The organism is Tepidiphilus thermophilus (genome assembly GCF_001418245.1).
In the GTDB taxonomy this organism is placed as follows: domain Bacteria; phylum Pseudomonadota; class Gammaproteobacteria; order Burkholderiales; family Rhodocyclaceae; genus Tepidiphilus; species Tepidiphilus succinatimandens.
In genome coordinates, this window is sequence record NZ_LIPU01000015.1 from 16,728 (window position 1) to 37,252 (window position 20,525).

23 protein-coding genes and 1 tRNA gene are annotated in these 20,525 nt (G+C 64.3%); 8 read left to right on the forward strand and 16 right to left on the reverse strand.

The features are described from left to right. The first annotated feature begins 17 nt into the window (after positions 1-17). The 7 genes from ASC37_RS09800 to ASC37_RS09830 all read left to right on the forward strand — a co-directional run bounded on the left by ASC37_RS09800 (position 18) and on the right by ASC37_RS09830 (position 7,206). The gene (locus ASC37_RS09800; RefSeq protein ID WP_055424206.1) at positions 18-899 is read left to right on the forward strand and encodes an NAD(P)-dependent oxidoreductase; all 882 of its coding nucleotides are present in this window, start codon (positions 18-20) and stop codon (positions 897-899) included. 8 nt (positions 900-907) lie between these two features. Beyond that, the gene (gmhB, locus tag ASC37_RS09805) at positions 908-1,486 is read left to right on the forward strand and encodes a D-glycero-beta-D-manno-heptose 1,7-bisphosphate 7-phosphatase (protein ID WP_055424207.1); all 579 of its coding nucleotides are present in this window, start codon (positions 908-910) and stop codon (positions 1,484-1,486) included. 22 nt (positions 1,487-1,508) lie between these two features. Further along, complete coding sequence (gene tviB / locus ASC37_RS09810; protein ID WP_055424223.1) at positions 1,509-2,810, forward strand: Vi polysaccharide biosynthesis UDP-N-acetylglucosamine C-6 dehydrogenase TviB; 1,302 nt, start codon at positions 1,509-1,511, stop codon at positions 2,808-2,810. A gap of 60 nt (positions 2,811-2,870) precedes the next feature. Next, positions 2,871-3,842: an Rpn family recombination-promoting nuclease/putative transposase gene (locus tag ASC37_RS09815; RefSeq protein ID WP_055424208.1), complete on the forward strand. Its 972-nt coding sequence runs from the start codon at positions 2,871-2,873 to the stop codon at positions 3,840-3,842. 125 nt (positions 3,843-3,967) lie between these two features. Beyond that, a complete protein-coding gene (locus tag ASC37_RS09820) occupies positions 3,968-5,215 on the forward strand; it encodes a lipopolysaccharide biosynthesis protein (protein WP_055424209.1) in 1,248 nt (415 codons plus the stop codon). Further along, positions 5,208-5,975 (forward strand): class I SAM-dependent methyltransferase, encoded by a 768-nt coding sequence (locus tag ASC37_RS09825; protein ID WP_055424210.1) that lies wholly within the window; start codon positions 5,208-5,210, stop codon positions 5,973-5,975. Before ASC37_RS09820 ends, ASC37_RS09825 begins: the two co-directional genes overlap by 8 nt. Beyond that, positions 5,962-7,206 (forward strand): glycosyltransferase family 9 protein, encoded by a 1,245-nt coding sequence (locus tag ASC37_RS09830; protein WP_055424211.1) that lies wholly within the window; start codon positions 5,962-5,964, stop codon positions 7,204-7,206. The genes ASC37_RS09825 and ASC37_RS09830 overlap by 14 nt, the downstream gene beginning before the upstream one ends. Here the strand turns inward: ASC37_RS09830 and ASC37_RS09835 are convergent. The 16 genes from ASC37_RS09835 to ASC37_RS11940 all read right to left on the reverse strand — a co-directional run bounded on the left by ASC37_RS09835 (position 7,157) and on the right by ASC37_RS11940 (position 20,251). Then, on the reverse strand, positions 7,157-8,005 hold the full coding sequence (locus tag ASC37_RS09835) for a glycosyltransferase (RefSeq protein ID WP_055424212.1): 849 nt from the start codon (positions 8,003-8,005) through the stop codon (positions 7,157-7,159). The two genes, ASC37_RS09830 and ASC37_RS09835, sit on opposite strands and share 50 nt — an antisense overlap. After that, positions 8,005-8,910, reverse strand: a complete 906-nt coding sequence (locus tag ASC37_RS09840; RefSeq protein ID WP_055424213.1) for a glycosyltransferase — start codon at positions 8,908-8,910, stop codon at positions 8,005-8,007. The genes ASC37_RS09835 and ASC37_RS09840 overlap by 1 nt, the downstream gene beginning before the upstream one ends. Further along, the gene (locus tag ASC37_RS09845) at positions 8,907-10,028 is read right to left on the reverse strand and encodes a glycosyltransferase family 4 protein (protein WP_055424214.1); all 1,122 of its coding nucleotides are present in this window, start codon (positions 10,026-10,028) and stop codon (positions 8,907-8,909) included. The genes ASC37_RS09840 and ASC37_RS09845 overlap by 4 nt, the downstream gene beginning before the upstream one ends. A gap of 38 nt (positions 10,029-10,066) precedes the next feature. Continuing rightward, positions 10,067-10,954 (reverse strand): glycosyltransferase family 2 protein, encoded by an 888-nt coding sequence (locus ASC37_RS09850; RefSeq protein WP_055424215.1) that lies wholly within the window; start codon positions 10,952-10,954, stop codon positions 10,067-10,069. Further along, on the reverse strand, positions 10,941-12,860 hold the full coding sequence (locus tag ASC37_RS09855) for a tetratricopeptide repeat protein (protein ID WP_055424216.1): 1,920 nt from the start codon (positions 12,858-12,860) through the stop codon (positions 10,941-10,943). The genes ASC37_RS09850 and ASC37_RS09855 overlap by 14 nt, the downstream gene beginning before the upstream one ends. 74 nt (positions 12,861-12,934) lie before the next feature. Beyond that, positions 12,935-13,357, reverse strand: a complete 423-nt coding sequence (locus ASC37_RS09860) for a pilin (protein ID WP_055424217.1) — start codon at positions 13,355-13,357, stop codon at positions 12,935-12,937. A gap of 184 nt (positions 13,358-13,541) precedes the next feature. Then, a complete protein-coding gene (locus tag ASC37_RS09865; RefSeq protein WP_055424218.1) occupies positions 13,542-14,207 on the reverse strand; it encodes a DedA family protein in 666 nt (221 codons plus the stop codon). 57 nt (positions 14,208-14,264) lie between these two features. Continuing rightward, positions 14,265-14,519, reverse strand: coding sequence for a type II toxin-antitoxin system Phd/YefM family antitoxin (locus ASC37_RS09870; protein WP_055424219.1), 255 nt, complete (start codon positions 14,517-14,519; stop codon positions 14,265-14,267). Positions 14,520-14,618: 99 nt separating this feature from the next. Continuing rightward, positions 14,619-14,704 (reverse strand) — tRNA-Leu (locus ASC37_RS09875). A 625-nt stretch (positions 14,705-15,329) separates the two neighbouring features. Beyond that, positions 15,330-15,626 carry a CopK family periplasmic copper-binding protein gene (locus ASC37_RS09880; protein WP_019562338.1) on the reverse strand — a complete coding sequence of 99 codons (297 nt, stop codon included), beginning with the start codon at positions 15,624-15,626 and terminating at the stop codon, positions 15,330-15,332. Between the two features lie 421 nt (positions 15,627-16,047). Then, a complete protein-coding gene (locus ASC37_RS09885) occupies positions 16,048-18,405 on the reverse strand; it encodes a heavy metal translocating P-type ATPase (RefSeq protein WP_082438454.1) in 2,358 nt (785 codons plus the stop codon). A 4-nt stretch (positions 18,406-18,409) separates the two neighbouring features. Next, positions 18,410-18,601 carry a DUF2933 domain-containing protein gene (locus ASC37_RS09890; RefSeq protein WP_055424225.1) on the reverse strand — a complete coding sequence of 64 codons (192 nt, stop codon included), beginning with the start codon at positions 18,599-18,601 and terminating at the stop codon, positions 18,410-18,412. Positions 18,602-18,780: 179 nt separating this feature from the next. Then, positions 18,781-19,248, reverse strand: coding sequence for a DUF411 domain-containing protein (locus ASC37_RS09895; protein ID WP_055424220.1), 468 nt, complete (start codon positions 19,246-19,248; stop codon positions 18,781-18,783). After that, positions 19,245-19,784, reverse strand: coding sequence for a c-type cytochrome (locus ASC37_RS09900; protein ID WP_055424221.1), 540 nt, complete (start codon positions 19,782-19,784; stop codon positions 19,245-19,247). Before ASC37_RS09900 ends, ASC37_RS09895 begins: the two co-directional genes overlap by 4 nt. A gap of 11 nt (positions 19,785-19,795) precedes the next feature. Further along, positions 19,796-20,092 carry a hypothetical protein gene (locus ASC37_RS09905; RefSeq protein ID WP_055424222.1) on the reverse strand — a complete coding sequence of 99 codons (297 nt, stop codon included), beginning with the start codon at positions 20,090-20,092 and terminating at the stop codon, positions 19,796-19,798. A 27-nt stretch (positions 20,093-20,119) separates the two neighbouring features. Beyond that, entirely contained in the window at positions 20,120-20,251 is a 132-nt protein-coding gene (locus tag ASC37_RS11940; RefSeq protein WP_141654665.1) for a copper resistance protein B, read from the reverse strand. A gap of 58 nt (positions 20,252-20,309) precedes the next feature. On the opposite strand from ASC37_RS11940, the gene ASC37_RS09910 reads away from it, so the two are divergent. Then, on the forward strand, positions 20,310-20,525 hold a 216-nt coding region (locus ASC37_RS09910; protein ID WP_028873792.1), incomplete at its 3' end, for a helix-turn-helix domain-containing protein.

A 20,525-nucleotide genomic window follows, 5' to 3' on the forward strand; every position in this document is an offset into this window, starting at 1 on the left:
CGAAAGGAGAACTCCCCATGGATGTCGGTTTCATCGGTCTTGGTCTGATGGGGCGCCCCATGGCGCTCAACCTCCTGCGCGCGGGGCACCGCGTGCACGTCTGGGCGCGCCGGCGCGAATCCATGGCGCCGCTCATCGAAGCCGGTGCCATCGCGGTCGACTCTCCGGCCGAACTCGCCCGCGCCGTGCGCATCACCTTCTCCATGGTGGCCGACGCCCCGGACGTGGAAGAAGTCACGCTGGGCGAGCACGGCGTGGCCGCCGGCGCCCAGCCGGGACACATCCACGTCGATTCCAGCACCATTTCGCCCCAGGCAGCGCGACGCATCGCCGCGCGGCTCGCCGAGCGCGGCGTGCGCCTGCTCGATGCCCCCGTCTCCGGCGGCGAAACCGGCGCCATCGAGGGCACGCTCACCTTCATGGTGGGCGGCGACGAAGCCGCCTTCGCCACGGCGCAGCCGCTCTTCGAGGCGATGGGGCGCACCATCACCTGGATCGGCGAAAGCGGTGCCGGCCAGGTCGCCAAGGCCTGCAACCAGATCCTTACCGGCGTCACCGTGGTGGCCGTGGCCGAAGCCTTCAACCTCGCCCGCGCCGAGGGCGTCGACCCCGGACGCGTGCGCACGGCGCTCTTGGGCGGCTCTGCCTACTCGCGCGTGCTGGAAAACCACGGCGCCCGCATGCTCGCGCGCAACTTCCGCCCCGGCTTCAAGTCCTGGATGCACCAGAAAGACATGCGCATCGTGCTCGACGAAGCCCACCGCAGCGGCGTTCCGGCCCCTCTGTCGGCCGCCGCCGCCCAGTGGTTCAACGCCCTCGTCGGCGCCGGCCTGGGCGAAGAAGACTCGATCGCTGTGCTCAAGCTCTTCGAGCAGATGAGAGGAGGGCAGGGGCGTTGAGACCGAGCATGAACGGCAAACCGGCCGTCTTCCTCGACCGCGATGGCGTCCTCAATGAAGATCGCGGCTACGTCCATCGCTGGGAAGACTTTTCCTTCCTGCCCGGTGCGATCGATGCCCTGCGCCAGCTGCAGCAGCAAGGCTATCTCCTCGTCGTCATCACCAATCAATCCGCCGTCGCCCGCGGCCTGTGCTCGGAAGCCGACGTCCTTGCCCTGCACGAGCGGATGTGCGCTTTCTTGCGCGAGCAGGGCATCGAGCTTGCCGGCATCTATTACTGCCCGCATCACCCCCAAGGCAGCGTGTCGGACTATGCCATCGTCTGCTCCTGCCGCAAGCCCGAACCCGGCATGATCCTGCGCGCCGCCCGCGAGCACGGCATCGACTTGTCCCGTTCGCTCCTGGTGGGCGACAAGCTCAGCGATCTCGAAGCCGGCCGTGCCGCCGGCATCCCATCGCTCTATCTCGTCGTGCTGCCGGGGCAGGAAAAGGACCTCACCGCTTTCCCCGGCGCGGAGCAGGTTTCCAGCCTCGAAGAAGTGGTGGAGCGCCTGTCCAAACCGCAGAATCGAATGCCCGGTTCATGAGAGGTCGGCTACAATGGCGAACATGAACTCACCCCTTGATCAGCCTCCTTCCCCGGCCATTTCCGCCCCCTTGGCGGTAATCGGTCTCGGCTACGTCGGCCTGCCGCTCGCCGTCGAATTCGGCAAGCGCCGCCCGGTGATCGGCTACGACCTCAAGCGCACCCGCATCGAAGAACTGCGCCGCGGGCTCGACCGCACGCGCGAAGTCTCGGCCGCAGAGCTCGCCGCCGCCCGCCACCTCCGCGTCACTGACGATGCGGCGGAACTCGCGCGCTGCACCGTCTTCATCGTCACCGTGCCCACCCCCATCGACCGGCACAAACGCCCCGACCTCACCGCGCTGCTCGCGGCCAGTGAAACGGTGGGAAAAGCGCTCAAACCGGGCGATCTCGTCATCTATGAATCCACCGTCTATCCCGGCTGCACCGAAGAAGACTGCGTACCGGTGTTGGAGCGCGCCTCCGGCCTCGTCTTCAACCGCGACTTCACCGTCGGCTACAGCCCCGAGCGCATCAACCCCGGCGACCCCGAGCACCGCCTGCCCACCATCAAGAAAGTCACCTCCGGCTCCACGCCCGAAGCCGCCGAGCGCGTCGACGCCCTCTACCGCGAAATCATCACCGCCGGCACGCACAAAGCCCCCAGCATCCGCGTGGCCGAAGCCGCCAAGGTGATCGAAAACACCCAGCGCGACGTCAACATCGCGCTGATCAACGAACTCGCCATTCTCTTCGATCGGCTCGGCCTCGACACCCGGGCCGTGCTGGAAGCGGCCGGCACCAAGTGGAACTTCCTGCCGTTCCGCCCCGGCCTCGTGGGTGGGCACTGCATCGGCGTCGACCCCTACTACCTCACGCACAAAGCGCAGGAAGTCGGGCACCACCCCGAGATCATCCTCGCCGGGCGCCGGCTCAACGACGCCATGGGCGCCTACGTCGCCGGCCGGGTAGTGAAGCTCCTCATCAAACGCCGCCGCCCCGTCGAAGGTGCCCGCGCGCTCGTGCTCGGGCTCACCTTCAAGGAAAACTGCCCCGACCTCAGAAACACCCGCGTGATCGACCTCATCGCCGAACTCCAAGACTACGGCATGAACGTCGACGTGCACGACCCCTGGGCCGACCCGCAAGAAGCCCGGCACGAATACGGACTCGAACTCACCCTGAAGCCAAAGCTCGGCACCTACGACGCCATTGTGCTCGCCGTGGCGCACCGCCAATACCGCGAGATGGGAGCAGGGGCGATCCGGACGTGGCTGAAGGCGGGCGGGGTGGTGTATGACGTGAAACACATGCTGCCGAGGGAGGCGGTGGAGGGCAGGCTGTGAGCTTTTGATCGAGCCTGGGCGCACGTGCGTTACGTGGCAACCCGTATTACAATGGCAAACATGAATGCCCGTCACGACGCGAGCTACAAGCATCTCTTCTCCTCGCCCAAGGTGGTGCAGCACCTCATCGAAGGGTTCCTGCCCGCCGAAGGTCTGGGGCGGCTCGACTTCAGTACCCTGGAAAAAGTCCCCGCCAGCTACGTGAGCGACGACCTGCGCGAGCGCGCCGATGACGTCATCTGGCGGGTGAAGACCGGCGAAGACTGGCTCTACCTCTATCTTCTGATCGAATTCCAGAGTAGTGTCGACCCCTGGATGGCGGTGCGCCTCCTCACCTACGTCGGGCTGCTCTATCAGGACCTCATCAAGGGCGGACAAATCCAGGGCAGACGCCTGCCGCCGGTTTTGCCCATCGTCTTCTACACCGGCGAAGCACGCTGGAGTGCGGCCACCGACCTCGCCGAGCTCCTGCCCCAAAACCCGCCCGAGACGCTCGCCAAGTACCTGCCGCGCTTGGCCTACGTGCTCATCGACGAGAACGCCTATAGTGACGAGACGCTCGCTGGGCTGAAGAACGTGGTCGCGGCCACCATGCGGCTCAAGCGCCAGCAATGGCCGCAAGACCTGGCCCGGCTCACCGCGGTGCTGCACCGCTGGTTTGCCGGCGATGCGGAACTCGAACGCCTTCTCACCGTCTGGATTCGAGAATATCTACTGCGCGACCTGCGTCCGGAACTGGACGTACCCGAAGCCCATGACCTGGGGGAAATCACCATGCAACTGGCCGAACGATTCAAGCAGTGGGAAGAGGAAGTCGCCCGGAAGGCGATACAGCAGGGGCTGGAAAAAGGCGTCCAGAAAGGTAAGCTCGAAGGCGAATCCCTTCTGCTGCAACGCCAGCTCACCCGTCGTTTCGGGCCGCTGCCCGATTGGGCGCAGCAGCGCCTGCGCTCGGCCACGAGCGAGGAGCTCGAGACTTGGGCCGACCGCGTGCTCGACGCGCAGCGTCTGGAGGAAGTGTTCGGGGCATGAATGCTCCGTTTCCCATCCGTCATCCTTCTCATCCAGCCCCCTCCTCTGGGCGATGATCGACCTTGCTCGCGTCGGATGACCGCCATGATACACGCCACGGGCAATGCACACTCTCTACGGCAATCATGCCCTCCATCCTGCTCCGCCTCCTGAGCTGGCGCCCCGGCGCCTACCTGCGCGCGAGTGGCGGGCTGTTTGGCTGGCTGATGCTGCGTACCGCGGCGCAGGCGGTGATGGTCGTCCTCCTCGCCCGTCTCTTGGGGGTGGACGGCTACGGCCTGTTCGTCACGGCCCAGGCGGTGAGCGGTTTTTTCTCGCCCATCGCCGGATTGGGGCTGGCCGTACTGCTGCTGCGAGACGGCGCCTGCGCGCCGGCAGAGCTGCCCCGGAAACTGGGCATGGCGCTCGCGCTGTGGTGGCCGACGATGCTCGTCTCTTCCTTGGCGGCCACGGCGCTTCTTGCCTGGAGCCTGCCTTCCCGTGTGCCGCTGGCCGCACTCGCGGCCTTTGCCTTGGCCGATGTCGGCACAACCTCTTTCGTCGAACTCGCCGCCCGGGTCGAGCAGGCCCGGCATCGGGTGGGCGCTTTCGGCGCCATCCTGACGGGGCTGATGCTTGCCCGCCTGATCGGGCTGCTGCTCTATGCCGCCGCGGGCCAAGCCAGCGCGGTGGGTTGTTTGTGGGTGTATGCGATGGCCAGCGCGCTCTACGCTTTCGTGCTGGCGCGACGGCTGGTGACCCAGCATGCGCCGATCTGGCCCAAGAAACGCGCATGGGCGATGGCCCGCGAGAGTTTCCCTTTCACGATCGGGGCGCTGTCGTTTCGCCTGCAGGCTGAATTCAACAAACCGCTCCTCGCCCGGGCGAGCTACGGGCAGGCGGGCAATTTCAGCGTCGCGCAGCGGGTGATCGATCTCGCCAGCCTGCCGTTGCAAGCCTTGCAGGAAGCGTTATGGCCGCGTCTTTATGCCGGACGGCATTCGGCGCGGCAACTGTGGCTGGTCTGCGCCGTCCTGTGCGCGGCGGCCGTGCTGGGCGGCGGCGTGCTGGTGCTGCTCGCGCCCTGGGTCGCGCGCATCTTGGGTGCAGGGTTCGAGGACACGACGCACCTCGTCATGCTGCTTGCCCTGCTGCCGGCCTTGCAGCTCGTGCGTAACCTGCTCAATGCCGTCGTGGCGCAGCAGCGGCGCCAGTCGGTGTTGACGGCGATTTATCTCGTGAGCGGCGTGGCCGGCATCCTGTTCAACCTGTGGCTGGTGCCGGCGGCCGGTCTGCGCGGCGCGGCAACGGCATCCTATCTGGTCGAAGCGGTGCTCCTTGCGCTGCTGGCGGCCGTCATCCTATCGAGGTCAAAGAGGCTTTCTGATGCGTGATCCTTCCGAAATACTGTTTCAGAACTACGAGCGGCAATACAAAGACGGTGGTGCTGATCGCGCGCACGTTTCTTATCAGGTGGTCAACGAACTTCATCTTGACCGTTTACCGCGCTGGCTGGACCGCATTCCCAAAGATGCACACATCCTCGATGCGGGGTGCGCAACCGGCTATCTGCTCGGCTTGCTGTGGGAGAGCGGCTACCGCAATCTGGTCGGCGTGGAACTGTCAAAGCAATTGGCTGAGATCGCCCGCCGCAGCCTGCCGGAGGAAATTGCCATCGTGAATGCGGATGTTCGCGACCATCTCGCGCAGATGCCGGATCAAAGCGTCGATCTCATCCTGTTCCACCACGTGCTCGAACACATTCCCCGCGAACACACCATCCCCTTGTTGGGCGAGTTTTACCGGGTACTCAAGCCGGGTGGTTATCTCAGTCTTAGGGTGCCGAATGCATCCTGTTTGTTAGCAGGGCCTCATCTCTTTGGCGATTTCACCCATGTGGTGCATTTCAACGAGCGTTCGCTGCCGCAGGTGCTGGAAGCAGCCGGTTTCCGCGTCGCCGACATCGAGTTCATCCAGCGGCCGCCTCTGTTGTTCTGGTCCTGGCGCCATCCGGTGCGCGCTTTATTGCGCCTGCTCAATCGTGGCCGCTGGCATTTGCACGGTCTGTTGCATAAATCCCTATGCTTGTTGCTCGACCTGCGGCCCATTCCAAAGATATTCGATTGGGAGATTGAAGCCCTTGTTCGCCGCTGACTCGATCTCCGTGCGCAGAACCCTGCGCCTTTTTTGGCGCAAAACCAAACGCCTCATCGAATTCTTCGCCTTCGGCCTGTTCGATACGCTGACGCTTTGGCGGTGTAAATGGCAACCCGGTGCGAATGCCGTCGCTATCTTGCATATCAGGTTGCTTGGAGATTATGTGTTGTGGCTGCCTTATGGGCAGGCGCTCACGAGGCATCTTTTCGAGGATGACAAGCGCGTCATCCTGGTGCTGAATGCAGCCGTGTTGTCTCTGGCACAGCGGCACTTTCCCGACTGCGAATTGATTGGCATCGACCGGGAGGCATTCCTTCGCAATTTTTCTTACCGTGCCCAGAAATTGCGCCATTTGCGCCAACTAGGCGTCGAAGTTACCTACCACGACTTTTATCCCCGCGACGCCATCATCGAGGATGCCTGCGTGCGTGCCCTGGGTGCGCCTGCCTGGGGCTTCGATGCCGTGTTTGCCGATCGACCAGGGCTGGATCGGTGGTGGCATCGCCAGCTTTACGCGCATCTGTTGCCGGCAATGCCAGGCGTGCACCAGAGCGTGCGCCATCGCGCGTTTTTGCAGGCGATCGGCATTGAGCCGGCGGCGATCCGCCCGACGACGGATTTTGCAGCGGGCTTGGATGCTCCATTGGACGGGCCGTATTTCGTCGTCGCCCCCGGAGCGAGCCGCGGATACAGGACTTGGCCAGTTGCCGGGTTTACCGAAATAATCGTGCGCATCCTGTCCGCCCGCCCGGAGTGGCGGTGCGTCGTGGTCGGAACTCAGGCGGAGCGCCACTTGGGGGAAACCATCGCCCGCACGTGCGGCGAGCGCGTCGTCAACCTTGCCGGAAACACCGACTTGATGGGTTTGGTGGCGGCGGTCGCGCATGCCCGCCTGGTGATGGGTAACGATTCCGCTGTCTGTCATCTTGCCGCTGCCTGTGGCGTCCCCGCTGTGGTGATCGTTGGCGGTGGGCATTATGGTCGCTGCTTTCCCTACGACCCCCATGAGGCGCCCGTTGGCCGCTTGCCGACGGTGGTCAGTGCCAAAATGGACTGCTTCGGCTGCGACTGGATCTGCCGTTACCAGGCGGAAGGCGACGATCCTTATCCGTGCATTGCGGCCATTTCGCCAGAGAACGTCTGGGCCGCAGTGGAAAACCTGCTCGCAAACGAAGCCGTCATCGGCAGCGGGGAAAAGCCAGACGCCAGCCCCGCCAGAGCGCGCTGAGCGGCACGAGGCTGCGGTGGCGCACGGCGCGCAGCAGCGCCCGCGCCGGCAAGGAAAGTGCGCGACCGAGAGAGAAAAGGCCGAGTTCGAGCGGATTCTTCGCGAGTTTGCGCGCCAGCAGCCAGTGCGCCGTGACCATGCGTTCTTCGTAAAAGGTGGAGCCCTGGCCGCTGCCGGCGTTGCCGGCGTGGCGGACGAGAATCTCCGTGACGTGCGCCATGCGCTGCGGTCCAAGGCGGGCGCCGAGCATCACGTCCTCGCCGTACATGAAGAAATCCTCGTCGAAAAGCGGCAAGTCGATCCGCTCGGGGGCGATCAAAAGCGCGCAGCCGCTGGGGTAACGAATGGACCCGGGCAGCGCTTTTTTTGTGAACAAACCCAAATGACGTTGGTAAAACGTCTCGCCGAATATCTCGGCGCCCTGTTGCATGCCTGGATAGGCCACAACAGCATCGGATTTGGCCTCCAGCGCCTGCCGCAACGTGTCGATGGCGCCGGGTAGCACTTCGGCATCGTTGTTGAGAAGAAAGACCCATGCCTGCGGCCAGCGGGCGAGAATCGCCTCGATGCCGCGATTGACGCCGGCGGCAAAGCCGAGGTTGGTGGGTGACTCCTCGAGCACTACCCGATCCGGTTGGTCCCGGCACACGCTGATGCCCTCGGCGCTCGTGCCGCCGTCGCCCGTGTTGTCCCAGATGAGCACGGCATCCGCCCCGTCGGCGAGCAGGCTCTGCACGCAGCGATCCGTGAGCGCGGCGTGGCGGTAGTGCAGCGTGAGGCCAATGACAGGGCGGCGCATCAGCGTTCCGCTTTTGCTGCGAGTCCGTCACGCAGGCCGCGCAGCATGGCTTGGATTTGCGCTTTGCGGCGAGGGTCGGACAGCGCATGCACGGTGAAGGTGACGAGCAGCTTGATCACCGCCCAGGCTTTCCACACGCTGGACACGTAATCCCGCCGCATCAGGATGACGGCATTGCGGAACAGAAAATAATGCCGCCGTGGCGAGCGGCTGGGCCACACGCGCCAGCCGAACAGCCAGAAGCGCACGCTGGCTTCGCCCATGCGGTGGAGAAAGCCGACCTGCGGAATGCCGTACAAGGCATGGCCGGCAGCCAGCACGCGGAACGACCATTCGGTGTCCACGTGGTCGATGAACAGCGCATCGTCCAGGCCGCCGAGTTCGCGGTAGATGGGGGCGGGAATCAAGCTGCCGCTGCCGTTCAGGTTGGCGAGCCGCACCGGCTCGGTTTGCGTGGCGGGCGGAAAGCACCGCTGCCAGCGCCAGCGCGTCATGCAGTGAAAGCCATGCTGCAGGCCGGTGTGGGCATCCACCAGGCGCGGGCCGGCGCAGCCGGGCGGATAGCCCTGGTCCAGCAAGGTTTCATAGGCTTTTATGAGGCTCTGCACGCCGTCCGGGCCGGGCTCGGTGTCCTGATCCAGCAGCAACAGATAGGCGAGATCGGGCGCGAGGTCCAACGCTCTACGCGCGCCGATGTTGAAGCCGGCGGCGAGGCCGAGGTTGTCGGCATTGGCGATGAACACCGCGCCGTGCGCCTCGCACAGCGCGCGCAGCGGTTCGCGCAAGTCCGGGGCCGAGGCGTTGTCCACCACCACACGCAGCGCGTCAGTGGGCAACTGGCGCAGTTGCGTGTTGAGGATGGTGAGGTCCGGGTTGTAGGTCACGGTGACCGTCGCCAAATTCATAGTAAAACCCGCCCCACCCGTTCCCCGAACGCCTCCCACGCAAAATCCCGGGCGAACGCGCGGATGCCCGCTTCGTCCAAAGGCTTGGCAAGCAGCTGCAGAACAGCATCTGCAAAGGAGGCAGCATCGCCGGGCGGCACCAGAGAGCCGCTTTGGCCGTCTGCCACCGCATCCACCACGCCGCCCGTGGCGTAGGCCACCGTCGGCAGGCCGTGCGCAGCGGCTTCGATCGCCACCATGCCGAAGCCTTCGGGGTCGTTGGGAAGTTCGCGCACCGGGAAGACGTGGACGTCGGCGGCATACCACGCCTCGTCGAGTGCGGCACCGACGAGCGGGCCGGTGAAGCGCAGGTTGTGTTCCAGACCGAGACGGCGGGCGTTTTCGAGGATGGAATCCGGGGTCTGGGCCCGGGCATGCAGGGCGTCTTTGGGGACGTCGCCCACGACGACGAGCACGGCATCCGGCCGCTCGGCAACGATGCGCGGCAGCACGTCGGTGACGAATTCGCGCAGCCCCTTGCGCGCCGTCAGGCGGCCGACCGAGAGCAGGACGGGCCGCTCGCCCAGTTCGTGCCGGACACGAAAGCGGGCGCGGGCTTGGGGATCGGGCAGCGGGAGGTCGACGCCGGGATGCACGATGGCCAGCCGCCCGTCCGGCACGCCCAGCGCGTGGGCGAGCCCGGCGGTGTAACGGCTGTTGACGATCAGGCGGTCGAGCCGGCGAATGGCCGGATGCCACAGGGCGCGGTAGAGGGGATGCGGCACGGCCAGATCCAGCCCGTGTGCATAGGCCGCTGCCTGTGCGCCCGAGATTCGGGCGGCGGCGAGCGCCATGGGGGCGGTAAGGGCGCTGCCTGCCACGATCCATTCGGGCCGGAGGCGCCGCGCGAGCGCCATCGTGCGCGCGAAGGCGGCGGCAAGGAATCGCGGCAGCGGCTTCAGCGGCACCGGGTGCAGCAAGACTTCCGGCGGCAGGTGCGCCGCAGCCCCACCGGGGCCCACGACGTGCACTTCGGCGCGTTCGGCGAGCGCCGCGGCAAGCCGCAGGTTCAGCCGTTCCATGCCGCCCAGCAGCGGCGGAAGGTTGCGGGTGACGAGCAGGATGCGCGGCGCGCTCATGCGTTTTCGAGCCTCCTGCAGCAACGGGCGATGCGCATCTACGCGTCGCCACCCATTGAGTCCGACTGAGCGTCATCCCTGTACATCAGCATCGTGATCTGCTCCGACACCAGCCCCATGAGGAAAATCAGCAGCGAGGCGGTGTAGAGGAGCGCGCTCATGTTGGTGAAGCGCCCGATGCTGACGAAGGTGTGGACGTACCACAGGGAGGCGGCGAGAAAGAAGAGCGCCGAGAGGGGGGCGAAGAGCTTCAGGGGGGAATAGAGGGTGGCGATCTTGAAGATGATGAGGAGAAAGCGCAGACCGTCTTTCCAGGGCTTGAGGTGGCTGCGGCCGATGCGTCTGGCGGCGTGGATGGGGACGTAGGCCACGGGGTAGCCGCAGCGGAAGAACGCCATGGTGATGGTGGTGGGGTAGGAGAATCCGTTGGGCAGCAGGTAGAGGAAGCGGCGGAACTTGGCCGCGCGCACGGCGCGGAAGCCGGAGGTGAGATCCGGGATGCGGTGGCCGGTGACGTAGCCGGCAAGGCGGTTGTAGAGGCGGTTGGCCAGCCCCCGGCCGAGGCTCGCCTGCGAGGTGGCATCGCGCGCGCCCACGGCCATGTCGTAACCTTCGTCGAGCTTGGCCAGAAGCCGCGGGATGTCGTCCGGGTCGTGCTGGCCGTCGGCGTCCAGGAAGACCAGCACTTCGCCCGTGGCCGCGCGCGCGCCGCTCTTCACCGCGGCGCCGTTGCCCAGCGACACGGGGTGGCGCACCACGCGCGCGCCGGCGGCCTGGGCGAGGGCAGCGGTGCCGTCGGTGGAGCCGTCGTCGACCACGATGAGCTCGGCCTCGGGAAAGCGCTCGCGCAGGCGCGCGAGCAGCGGGCCAAGCGCGGCGGCTTCGTTCTTGGCGGGGAGGATGAGGGAAAGCTCAGGGTTGGGCATGGATCCCTTCTTCCAGCTGGGCGCGGATGCGCGCGATTTCCTGATCGTAAATACGGCGCGGAAATTTGAGACTCGTTTCCGGCTGCTGTCGATAGAGCGCTTCCGCGTCGTCCAGCAGACGGGCGGCGTGGGCGTAGTAGCCGGCATTGGCGGTTTCGGCCACCATCTGCATGGAGGAATCGATGTTGGCGTAGCGCCGCATCGCTTCGCGGTAGAGGGCTTCGGCTTCGTCGACGCGACCGTCGGCGAGCAGCAGGCGCGCCTTCAGATAAGGGATGAAGCGCAGAAACAGCGGAAAGCGGTTGAACGCCGGGTTTTCGGCAAGCCGGTCGATCAGCGTCAGGGTGGCTGAGCGATACCAGCCAGGTCGATCCTGGCGCAGGGCCTGGTCGACCAGGGTGCGCAGCGCCATGACGGCCTGTGCATCGAAAGGCTGGCGGACGAGGCGCTCGCCGGCCCAGGTGAAGTCTTCGGGGGTGGCGGTGCCGAGATAGACCTTCTGCAGCAGACGGCTCATGGTCAGCAGGGGACTGTCCGGCAGGCGCGCGATGGCCTGCGTGATGACCGTTTCGGCTTGCGCCGCATCTCCCATGCGGGCGTAGAAATGGGCGAGCGCGTTCTGGGCGCGAGGGGAATCGGGCGCGGCAAGCGCCCAGTAGAGCTCCAGCTGTTCGGCATCGCCCCAGAGGGTGGCGCGCTGGTGGGTGAGAAAGGCGAGCGTGCCAAGCATCGCCAGGGCGGAAATGGCGACGGTGGCGGCGGAAACCTGCTGGCGCAGCCGATCGAGGCCGCGGGCGAGCGGCAGGAAGAGAAAGGCCGCGGGCAGGTAGTTGCGGTGCTCGAAATAGGGTTCGAGCCCGAGCCAGGTGGATTCGATCAGGTGGCCGGCGAAAAAAAAGAGCACGGCCAGGCTGAAGAAGGGGGCGCACCGCCGCAGCCGGAACGCCGCGGCAAGGAGGGCGGCGAGTCCGGCGATCGCCCAGGCGGTACCCGGCGGGTCGAAAAGGCCGCGCGAAATGATGATGTTGTCGCGGTAGAGGCCGCTGCCCTCGATGCGCGGTAGGAAGAGATTGCCCAGGTAATCCCACAGGATGCGGCTTTCGGTGAGCAGGCGCTCGGGCTGATCGAACGGCCGGTCGGGCCAGAGGCCGGGCGTGAAATCGATCTGTCGCAGCAGATAGCCGAGAACAGCGAGGCTGGGCAGCCAGAGGAAGAGGGCGCGGAACGCGCGCGGCAGGCGCGGCGGCCCCGGCGGGGCGCAGAATTCGACGACCAGTACGAGGAGCGGCAGGAGCGCGCCGTTTTCCTTGCTGAGGGTGGCGAGCACGGTCCCCAAGGCGAGAGATGCGCCCATCCAGACGAGCCCAGCGCGCGGGCGCAGGGGAAAGAGGCGGCGGCCGTGCAGGTAGGCGACGAGGGCGGCGAAGACGAAGATCGCCGCCAGCTGCGTCATGCGCTGCACCGGATAGAGGGTGGTGGAAACGAAAAAAGGATGCAAGAGCCAGGCGGCCGAGCCGAACAGCGCCGTCCATTGCGCGCGGCGCTCGTCGAGGCCGTAGAAACGGCACAGCTGCAGCGCGGCCCAGGCGAGCAGCGCGCCGGCCAGGAGGTGCAGCATCAGGTTGGTGTATTTGAAGGAGCCCGGGTCGGAGGGCCAGGCGTTGTCGTTGAGAAGGAAGGAAGCCAGCGCGATCGGCCGGCCGCTCGGCCCGGACCAGCCGCCGAAGACGAAGGCGCGAAACGTCTCCCAGTTGGTGACGCCGCCGTAGGCGGAGAGATCCTGCAGGTTGGGCGCGTCGTCGAAGAGGAAACCGCCCGTCAGCCCCGGTTCCAGGCAGACGTAGGCGAGCAGCAGGACGGCGAGCAAGGCGATCGCCGGCAGGGAATGGCCACGGAAGGAAGGCATGCGTTCGGGTCGAAAAGACACCCGGCGCAGCGGGGAAGCCGCGCCGGGGTCGTCAGGAAAAAATCAGGAAAGGATCAGCGGCAAACGGAAGGAAGCCATTTTGGATCGAGGTTTGTGCCCGCCTTGCACTTCCATTGAACGCCACCCGCGCCGCTGGTTGGGCTCAATTGGAGGGTTGCACCATCCTTGACTTTCGCATTGTAGGTGATGGTGATCAGCCCATTGGTACCGACCTCGACGCTCTTGACGGCATTGCCCTTGATGTCAGTAGAGGTAGCGAGTCCTGCCGACACGTTGCTGCTCGGGAATTTCCCTTGCGAGGAGAAGTACTCCGTGACCGATGCCTTGGCTCCGGCGGCGAGCGCCAGACCTTCCGAGACGTGGGCACGCTTGGTGTAGTCCTGATACGCCGGCAGCGCGATGGCCGCCAGAACGCCGATGATCGCCACGACGATCATCAGCTCGATGAGGGTGAAGCCCTGTTGCATGCGTTTCATGGTGATGCTCCTCGTTGGTTGGAAAGGATGCGCACGACGGGTGCGTCGGCAAGACTAGGGTAGCGCGATGCAAGGGGGGGAGTAAAGGGGGCGCGGGTGAATTTTTGTTTTTCTTTTTCATTCAATGGGTTGAATCGCGGAAGCGGGAGAGCGTGACGCCTGCCCGCGGGTGGGCGGGCTCATGCTACATCAAAATTTGATGTCGACGGGCGGCGGCGAGCCGTCGTTCGCGCAGGTAGGCGATGGCGGCGGGCAGGAGCGAGACGACGATGATGCCGAGGATGACGGCGGAGAGGTTGCGCTGGATCCAGGGGAGGTTGCCGAACTGGTAGCCGGCGAGGGTGAGCGTGAGTACCCAGGCGAGCGCGCCGGTGAGGTTGTAGAGGGTGAAACGGGCGTAGGACATGGCGGCGATGCCAGCCACGAAAGGCGCAAAAGTGCGGATGAGCGGCAGGAAGCGCGACAGCACCAGGGTCTTGCCGCCGTGGCGCTCGTAGAAGGCGTGGGTCTTGAGGAGCGCTTCCTTGTTGAAGAAGCGCGATTGTTCCCAGTGGAAGACGCGCGGGCCGAGGAAGCGGCCGATGTGGTAATTGAGCGTGTTGCCGAGCACGGCGGCAAGCGTCAGGGTGACGATGAGCGCGCCGAGGTCCATGCCGCCGGCGGCAGCGAGCGCCCCGGCCACGAAGAGGAGCGAGTCGCCCGGCAGGAAGGGGGTGACGACGAAGCCGGTCTCGGCGAAGACGATGGCGAAGAGGATGGCGTAGATCCAGGGACCGTACTGGGCGACGAGTGCGGCGAGGTGGCGGTCCAGGTGCAGGACGAGGTCGAGGGCTTGGGCGAGGAGGTCCATGGGGGCTCGGGGAGAATAGTGGTGGGATATTCGAGCGCTGCGGGGTGAAACGCCAAATCATAGCTCATCGAGCGTTACCCGGATCAACGCTTTCCCGTCGTCAAGGCGTGCATCGGCCAGTGCGTTGAGCTCCGCGTCTTCGATGCGCTCAAGCATGGCCTCGAATGTTCTGGCTGGGATGCAGTAGAACGCAGGTTCGTTACGGTTGAGGATCGCTACGGGCTCCCCTTCGCCGGCAGCAACCGTGCCCATCGGGTCGCGCTTGAGATCGGTGACGCTCGCGGCTACAGTCGTCAGGATCCTGTGTGGCATGGAAAATTCCTCGAAAGACTCATTGGAATATTAAGTGAGATCAAACATAAAGCATGGGGTTCCGTAAGAACCTCCGGATGTGGCTTCGCTCGGTGAGACTGGTGCCCAGGGAGGGGATTCGAACCCCCAAGCCTCGCGGCGGCGGATTTTAAGTCCGCTGTGTTTACCGATTTCACCACCCTGGCGGTGTGCTCGGCGATTGTAGCGAAAAAACTCGGCCGGCGTAGAATCGGTCCCATACTTTGCAGTGTGGTTTTGTCATGATCGACGAACAGCAGGTCGAGGAATTGCGGGCGCGGATGGCGCGCGTCGGCCTGCCCGCCGGCTTTTGGCGTACGTTGACGGGGTTCTGTCTTTCTGGCCTGCATGGGGGGTGGGGCCATCCGGGGCGAGATTGCGTGGCTACTCGCGCTCGACCAAAAGCACACACAGGAACGCCCATTCAAGCCGGAGGTGACCGGACGTTTCTGCTCGAACACGGGGGAGTGCACAAGAAAAAACCCCAACCGAGCGTGGTTGGGGTTTGAAGATTGGTGGTGCAGACGCGACCGGAATCCAACCCACTCTCTCAACGATTGAGCAATCCCGGGCAATCCTGCGGGTTGTTGTGGACGCAATGGCCTCGGCAATGAACGCCGGTCAGTCAGTGCAGGGCGGACTCTCACCTTGTGCGGCGCCGATTGACCGGTAGCGTCGCAGCCTACCATCGAGTGGTTAGCCCCAGCTATGACCGATGGCCCGCCAGCGCGTGTTGGTCAACGAGTTGGCCCGACATCCGCTGGCGTGCAGTTCACGAATTGAATCGAGTAGTCAACCGCCGGAATGACCCTGACGGAGAAGACCATCGAGTCGAGCGACCTCGTTGCCGTTGGCTGTAATCTTCTGGCCATCGACCGTTTCGAGCGATTGCCCCTCTTTCAGGTTGATAGCCCGTCCGAACTTGTCTTCCAGCGCCGTCTTGCCGTCCTCGAATACATACAGGGTTCCACCGTCCTTGAGGAGGAACATTTTCTTGGCGCTGGCCGCTGCCGCGTCACCAGCGAACGATGGGGTTACGATGGCGCTCAGCACGGTGGCGGCGACAACAGCGGTAATCCTGGCTTTCATCTCTACACTCCTTTCAATCAAACGTGAAGGCATTTCTGTCAATGCCTTGTGCGACTGCACAGTATGTATTCTGCGAAGTATTCTGCGAAGCCACCGCTGACGGGAAGATGAGACGGCCGTTACGTATATGTCAGATTCCATTCGGGATGGGATCGGGATTAATCGTGTGCCAATCTCAATGCATTCCTGCTCACCGAGGCGGGGCGCGGACTCATCGCCACATCGGTGCAAGTGCTTATGGCGATGCCGACTGGGCGCCAAGTGCGGTATCGGTGTGAGGCGGCTCAGGTGCCGTGGTCGAGAGCATTCCAGGCCTCGATAGGGATCAGGTGTCCAACGTCGGGTGGCAACCGATACGACAGACCCAGCGATCTGGGAGTGCAACCAGCACCCACCACGGCACGCGCGACGATCCTCGTGTTCAGACAAGACGGACGCCGCGCAAACGCAGCGCATTGCCGATCACCGATGCGGAGCTGAGACTCATCGCCAGGGCGGCGATCAACGGTGAAAGCAGCCAACCGGTGAGCGGATACAGCACGCCGGCCGCAATGGGAATGCCCAGTGCGTTGTAGAGAAAGGCGAACATCAGGTTCTGCTTCATGTTGCGGACCGTGGCCACTGACAAGGCGCGCGCCACCGCAATACCGCGCAGGTCACCCTTGACGAGCGTGATCTGTGCGCTGTTCATCGCCACGTCGGTGCCGGTGCCCATGGCGATACCGACGTCGGCCTTTGCCAAGGCCGGGGCATCATTGATGCCGTCACCGGCCATCGCAACGATGCGCCCCTCGCGCTGCAGCTTTTCCACGAGTTGCAGTTTGTCAGCCGGTTTGAGCTCGGCATGCACCTCATCGATGCCCAAGCGCGCCGCCACGGCCTTGGCCGTGGTCAGACCGTCGCCCGTGGCCATGACGATGTGCAAACCTTGCGCGCGCAACGACGCCAGTGCCTGGCCCGTGGTGGGCTTGATCGGGTCGGACACAGCCAGGACGCCGGCGAGCACGCCATCGACAGCCAGAAACATCACGCTGGCACCTTCGCCGCGCAGCGCCTCCGCCCGCTCGGCCAATGGCCGCACGTCCACACCGAGCTGTTCCATCAGCGCGGTGTTGCCCAGTGCCACGGCATGTCCATCGACGCGCCCGCGCACGCCGATGCCTGAGTGCGAGTCGAACTCCTCGGCGCGTGAGAGCACCAGGCCCTGCTCGCGCGCAGCCCTGACGATGGCGTGGGCCAGCGGGTGCTCACTGCCCTGGTCGAGGCTGGCGGCCAGTCGCAAGACCTCGTCGGCCGTAAAACCTTCCGCTGCGATGGCCGTCTGATAGTGCGGCCGGCCCTCGGTCAATGTGCCGGTCTTGTCGACGATCAGGGTATCGACCTGGCTCATTTTCTCGATCGCGGCGGCATCGCGAAACAGCACCCCCTGCGTAGCCCCTCGCCCGGTCGCCACCATGATCGACATGGGCGTGGCCAAGCCCAGCGCGCAGGGGCAGGCGATGATCAGCACAGCCACGGCGTTGATGAGGCCAAAAACCCAACGCGGTTCCGGCCCGAACAGGCCCCAGGCAAAAAAGGTCAGCACGGCGATGAACACCACCGCGACCACGAAATAGCCCGCCACGACATCGGCCATGCGCTGCATCGGCGCCTTGGACCGCTGCGCCTGCGCCACCATCTGCACAATCTGGGACAGCATGGTCGCCGAGCCGACACGTTCGGCGACCATGACGAGCGCGCCACTGGTATTGAGCGTCCCACCGATGACCTTGTCGCCCACCCGCTTGGTCACGGGCAGGGACTCCCCCGTCAGCATCGATTCGTCCACAGCGCTGCTGCCCTCGATTACCGTACCATCTACCGGAACCTTTTCGCCGGGTCGAATGCGCAGCCGATCGCCGACATGAATGTGCGTCAGGGGCACGTCCTCTTCCGTGCCATCGTCGCGAAGGCGCCGGGCGGTCTTGGGGGCCAGTTCGAGCAAGGACTTGATGGCGGCCGAGGTCTGCGAACGCGCCTTGAGTTCCAGTACCTGCCCCAGCAGGGTCAGGGAAATGATCACCGCCGCCGCCTCGAAGTACACCGCGACCCGTCCCATGGACACGAACGAGTCCGGGAACAGTTGTGGGGCCACGGTCGCCGCCACGCTGTAGACGAACGCCGCCCCGGTGCCCAGCGCGATCAGGGTCCACATGTTCGGGCTGCGATGGACCACGGACTGCCAGCCGCGCACGAAGAACGGCCGACCCGCCCACAGGACGATGGGCAGGGACAGAACGAGTTCGATCCAGGTCTGTGTGCGCGCCTCGAACCAATGCAACTGGTGGCCGAACATGGCAAGCACAGTGACCATGACGGTCAGCGGCAGGGTGCACCAGAAGCGGCGCTGGAAATCGCGCAGCTCGGGACTCTCTTCTCCTTCGAGATCCGGCAGCACCGGCTCCAGCGCCATGCCGCACTTCGGACAATAGCCGGGGTGATCCTGCCGGATCTCGGGGTGCATGGGGCAGGTGTAGATCGTGCCTGCCGCCAGGGCCGGCGCTTCGACAGACGAAGGCTCATGGCCGCTGTAGGCATAGCGCGCCGGCTCGGCGACGAACTTCGCCCGGCACTTGGCGCTGCAGAAGTAAAAGAGTCGGCCTGCGTGCTCGACGTGGTGCTCGGACTGCGCGGTCACGTCCATGCCGCAGACAGGGTCCTTCAGACCTTCGGCCCACTGCAGTGCGCTCGGGTGGTCGTGGGCGTGTTGGCGGTGTTCGTGGTCTGATCGCAGGTCCATGACTTCACTCCTCCCTGTTGGCGGGTTTGTCGGGCGGCGCACCATGCCCGCCATCGCCACCGTGGCCATGCAGCAGGTGCATCAGCGGGCACGCCAGCAGCAACAGGTACACCCAATTGCCTGCGACATGGATCCAGTGCTCGCGCAGCAGATAGAAGCCGCCGATGAGGGCAACCATCAGCAACGCGGTCCTCATGCGCCGATTCAGGCTGGACTGGCCGCGCGTGTCGTGGAGGTGTTCTTGGTCAGTCGTGTTCATCGCGGTGTTCCCTTCATCGAGGATCGGCGCGGTCGGCGCCGGCCTCCTGTTCCAGGTTGCAAGACCGCTGCTGCGCCTCATGGATCCAATCGGCACACGGTCAGTGCATGGTTTCTTCACGGATAAGAAGCGAAAACTTGCGCTGCTCCGTCTTTCCCAACCAGCAAGACTTTGTAGGCATCACGGCGTCCTCCGTAGGCGACACCATCCATGCCGGGTGAACCAATGGGCATGCCCGGCACCGCCAAGCCCAGCGCGTTCGGCTTCTCCGCGAGCAGCCGTTTGACGTCGGCAGCAGGAACATGGCCCTCGATCACATAACCCTGAACGACGGCGGTGTGACACGAACCATAACGCATGGGCATACCGAGACGACTCCGAACCTCACTATTGCCCACTTCGAACGTTTGAACCTGGAACCCGTTGGCCTGCATATGGGCAATCCACTCTTTGCAGCAACCGCAATACGGGCTTTTCCACACCTTGACGAGCGGCGACTCCTCAGCAAACTCTTTCCCGGAAGCGAAAGAAGAAGTAGCAAGAAAGGAAAGCGCCAAACCCATAAAGACACGCCGTATCATCATCGGTCTCCTTGACGACTGGTCAAAATTCGATATTGATTCTCATTGAGATCCGGCAACCGTTTGAGGAAAGCCACCATGTTCCAAATCCGTTCGTCATCGTGCGTTTTTCCCCACGCTGGCATACCAGATGCCTTGATTCCGTGTTTGATGATCCAAAAATCCCGTCGCGCTGCTGCTTCCTCGCTCAGACCCTGCAAGGTTGCTCGGGGTTCCGTCAATTTGGGAGGGGTTGGATAGAGTCCCAACGTGAAGTCGCTTTCCGCGATACCAGGCGCAAGGTGACAACCGACACACATCGCATCGTAATCGGCTCCCCCCGCCAGCAACCGCTGGGGTGCATCGAGATCCTTGGGTACCTCGATCGTACGTGAAGCCTGTGCGATCGAGCGTTCCCGCACCCACTCCAGCAGGTGGTAGAGCCACTGAGCATGGGGCTCATCGGCCGCCACCGATACCCTGCCAGAGTAGAGCACCCATCCTGCCACCACAGCCACCACGACGAGTGCGAAACCGAACCCACGCAAGCAGCGCTGCATCACTCCCCCCCTCATTGGTGACCATGCGGTTGCGTTATCTCGCCATCCATCATCCCATTTTGCGGCATCGCTCCTTGCATCCCATGCGGCATCATCATCTTCCTATGCTCCTCTTTCATCATCTCCGCACAACGTGCGATCATCGCCTGCACCACTGGGTCGTCACGGTCACTCCCGGAGTGCATTTGCTGCATCATCGAACAATCCGGTTCTGCTCGATTCGCACCAGAGTGATGCTGACTGGGATCGTGCGCCGAAGCAAGCCCAGCGCTGAGGAACAAAACCGCAACGGTAACGAACGTTTTCATTTCATCGACTCCTTTTCCAATATTGACTTAAAACCAAAACCGTAAACCGGCGACAACACGCGTCTGCCTGGCCTCCAAACCTTCCCGTCGAGCAAGGCTGGCCGTTTTGCCATATTTGTCAGGTCCCGGACGATTGCATTGATCCGCGACGTCGTGCATTATTCATAGGTCGCGAGACGATGCGTGAGCTGATCGAGGAACTACGGAGGCAAAAGTCATGATGGTTCGACTGCACAAGAACGCCACCACGACCCCTGCGACCCGGCGCTACATCCAAAGCTCGAACCTGCCGGTGAGGCGTCTTGCCCGGGAACTCGGGGTGTCGGAGGACACCATCCGACGCTGGAAGAAACGCACCGACGTCGAAGATCGTCCGCACACGGCGCACCGTCTGCAGACGAACCTGACCCCGTTTCAGGAGGCCGTCGTGGTG

What these genes read in the sequence shown, in the direction of transcription:
- ASC37_RS09800 (WP_055424206.1), top strand. Translation starts at nt 18, where the DNA reads ATGGATGTCGGTTTCATCGGTCTTGGTCTGATGGGGCGCCCCATGGCG.
- gmhB (WP_055424207.1), top strand. Translation starts at nt 908, where the DNA reads ATGAACGGCAAACCGGCCGTCTTCCTCGACCGCGATGGCGTCCTCAAT.
- tviB (WP_055424223.1), top strand. Translation starts at nt 1,509, where the DNA reads ATGAACTCACCCCTTGATCAGCCTCCTTCCCCGGCCATTTCCGCCCCC.
- ASC37_RS09815 (WP_055424208.1), top strand. Translation starts at nt 2,871, where the DNA reads ATGAATGCCCGTCACGACGCGAGCTACAAGCATCTCTTCTCCTCGCCC.
- ASC37_RS09820 (WP_055424209.1), top strand. Translation starts at nt 3,968, where the DNA reads ATGCCCTCCATCCTGCTCCGCCTCCTGAGCTGGCGCCCCGGCGCCTAC.
- ASC37_RS09825 (WP_055424210.1), top strand. Translation starts at nt 5,208, where the DNA reads ATGCGTGATCCTTCCGAAATACTGTTTCAGAACTACGAGCGGCAATAC.
- ASC37_RS09835 (WP_055424212.1), bottom strand. Translation starts at nt 8,005, where the DNA reads ATGCGCCGCCCTGTCATTGGCCTCACGCTGCACTACCGCCACGCCGCG.
- ASC37_RS09840 (WP_055424213.1), bottom strand. Translation starts at nt 8,910, where the DNA reads ATGAATTTGGCGACGGTCACCGTGACCTACAACCCGGACCTCACCATC.
- ASC37_RS09845 (WP_055424214.1), bottom strand. Translation starts at nt 10,028, where the DNA reads ATGAGCGCGCCGCGCATCCTGCTCGTCACCCGCAACCTTCCGCCGCTG.
- ASC37_RS09850 (WP_055424215.1), bottom strand. Translation starts at nt 10,954, where the DNA reads ATGCCCAACCCTGAGCTTTCCCTCATCCTCCCCGCCAAGAACGAAGCC.
- ASC37_RS09855 (WP_055424216.1), bottom strand. Translation starts at nt 12,860, where the DNA reads ATGCCTTCCTTCCGTGGCCATTCCCTGCCGGCGATCGCCTTGCTCGCC.
- ASC37_RS09860 (WP_055424217.1), bottom strand. Translation starts at nt 13,357, where the DNA reads ATGAAACGCATGCAACAGGGCTTCACCCTCATCGAGCTGATGATCGTC.
- ASC37_RS09865 (WP_055424218.1), bottom strand. Translation starts at nt 14,207, where the DNA reads ATGGACCTCCTCGCCCAAGCCCTCGACCTCGTCCTGCACCTGGACCGC.
- ASC37_RS09870 (WP_055424219.1), bottom strand. Translation starts at nt 14,519, where the DNA reads ATGCCACACAGGATCCTGACGACTGTAGCCGCGAGCGTCACCGATCTC.
- ASC37_RS09880 (WP_019562338.1), bottom strand. Translation starts at nt 15,626, where the DNA reads ATGAAAGCCAGGATTACCGCTGTTGTCGCCGCCACCGTGCTGAGCGCC.
- ASC37_RS09885 (WP_082438454.1), bottom strand. Translation starts at nt 18,405, where the DNA reads ATGGACCTGCGATCAGACCACGAACACCGCCAACACGCCCACGACCAC.
- ASC37_RS09890 (WP_055424225.1), bottom strand. Translation starts at nt 18,601, where the DNA reads ATGAGGACCGCGTTGCTGATGGTTGCCCTCATCGGCGGCTTCTATCTG.
- ASC37_RS09895 (WP_055424220.1), bottom strand. Translation starts at nt 19,248, where the DNA reads ATGATGATACGGCGTGTCTTTATGGGTTTGGCGCTTTCCTTTCTTGCT.
- ASC37_RS09900 (WP_055424221.1), bottom strand. Translation starts at nt 19,784, where the DNA reads ATGCAGCGCTGCTTGCGTGGGTTCGGTTTCGCACTCGTCGTGGTGGCT.
- ASC37_RS09905 (WP_055424222.1), bottom strand. Translation starts at nt 20,092, where the DNA reads ATGAAAACGTTCGTTACCGTTGCGGTTTTGTTCCTCAGCGCTGGGCTT.
- ASC37_RS11940 (WP_141654665.1), bottom strand. Translation starts at nt 20,251, where the DNA reads ATGCACGACGTCGCGGATCAATGCAATCGTCCGGGACCTGACAAATAT.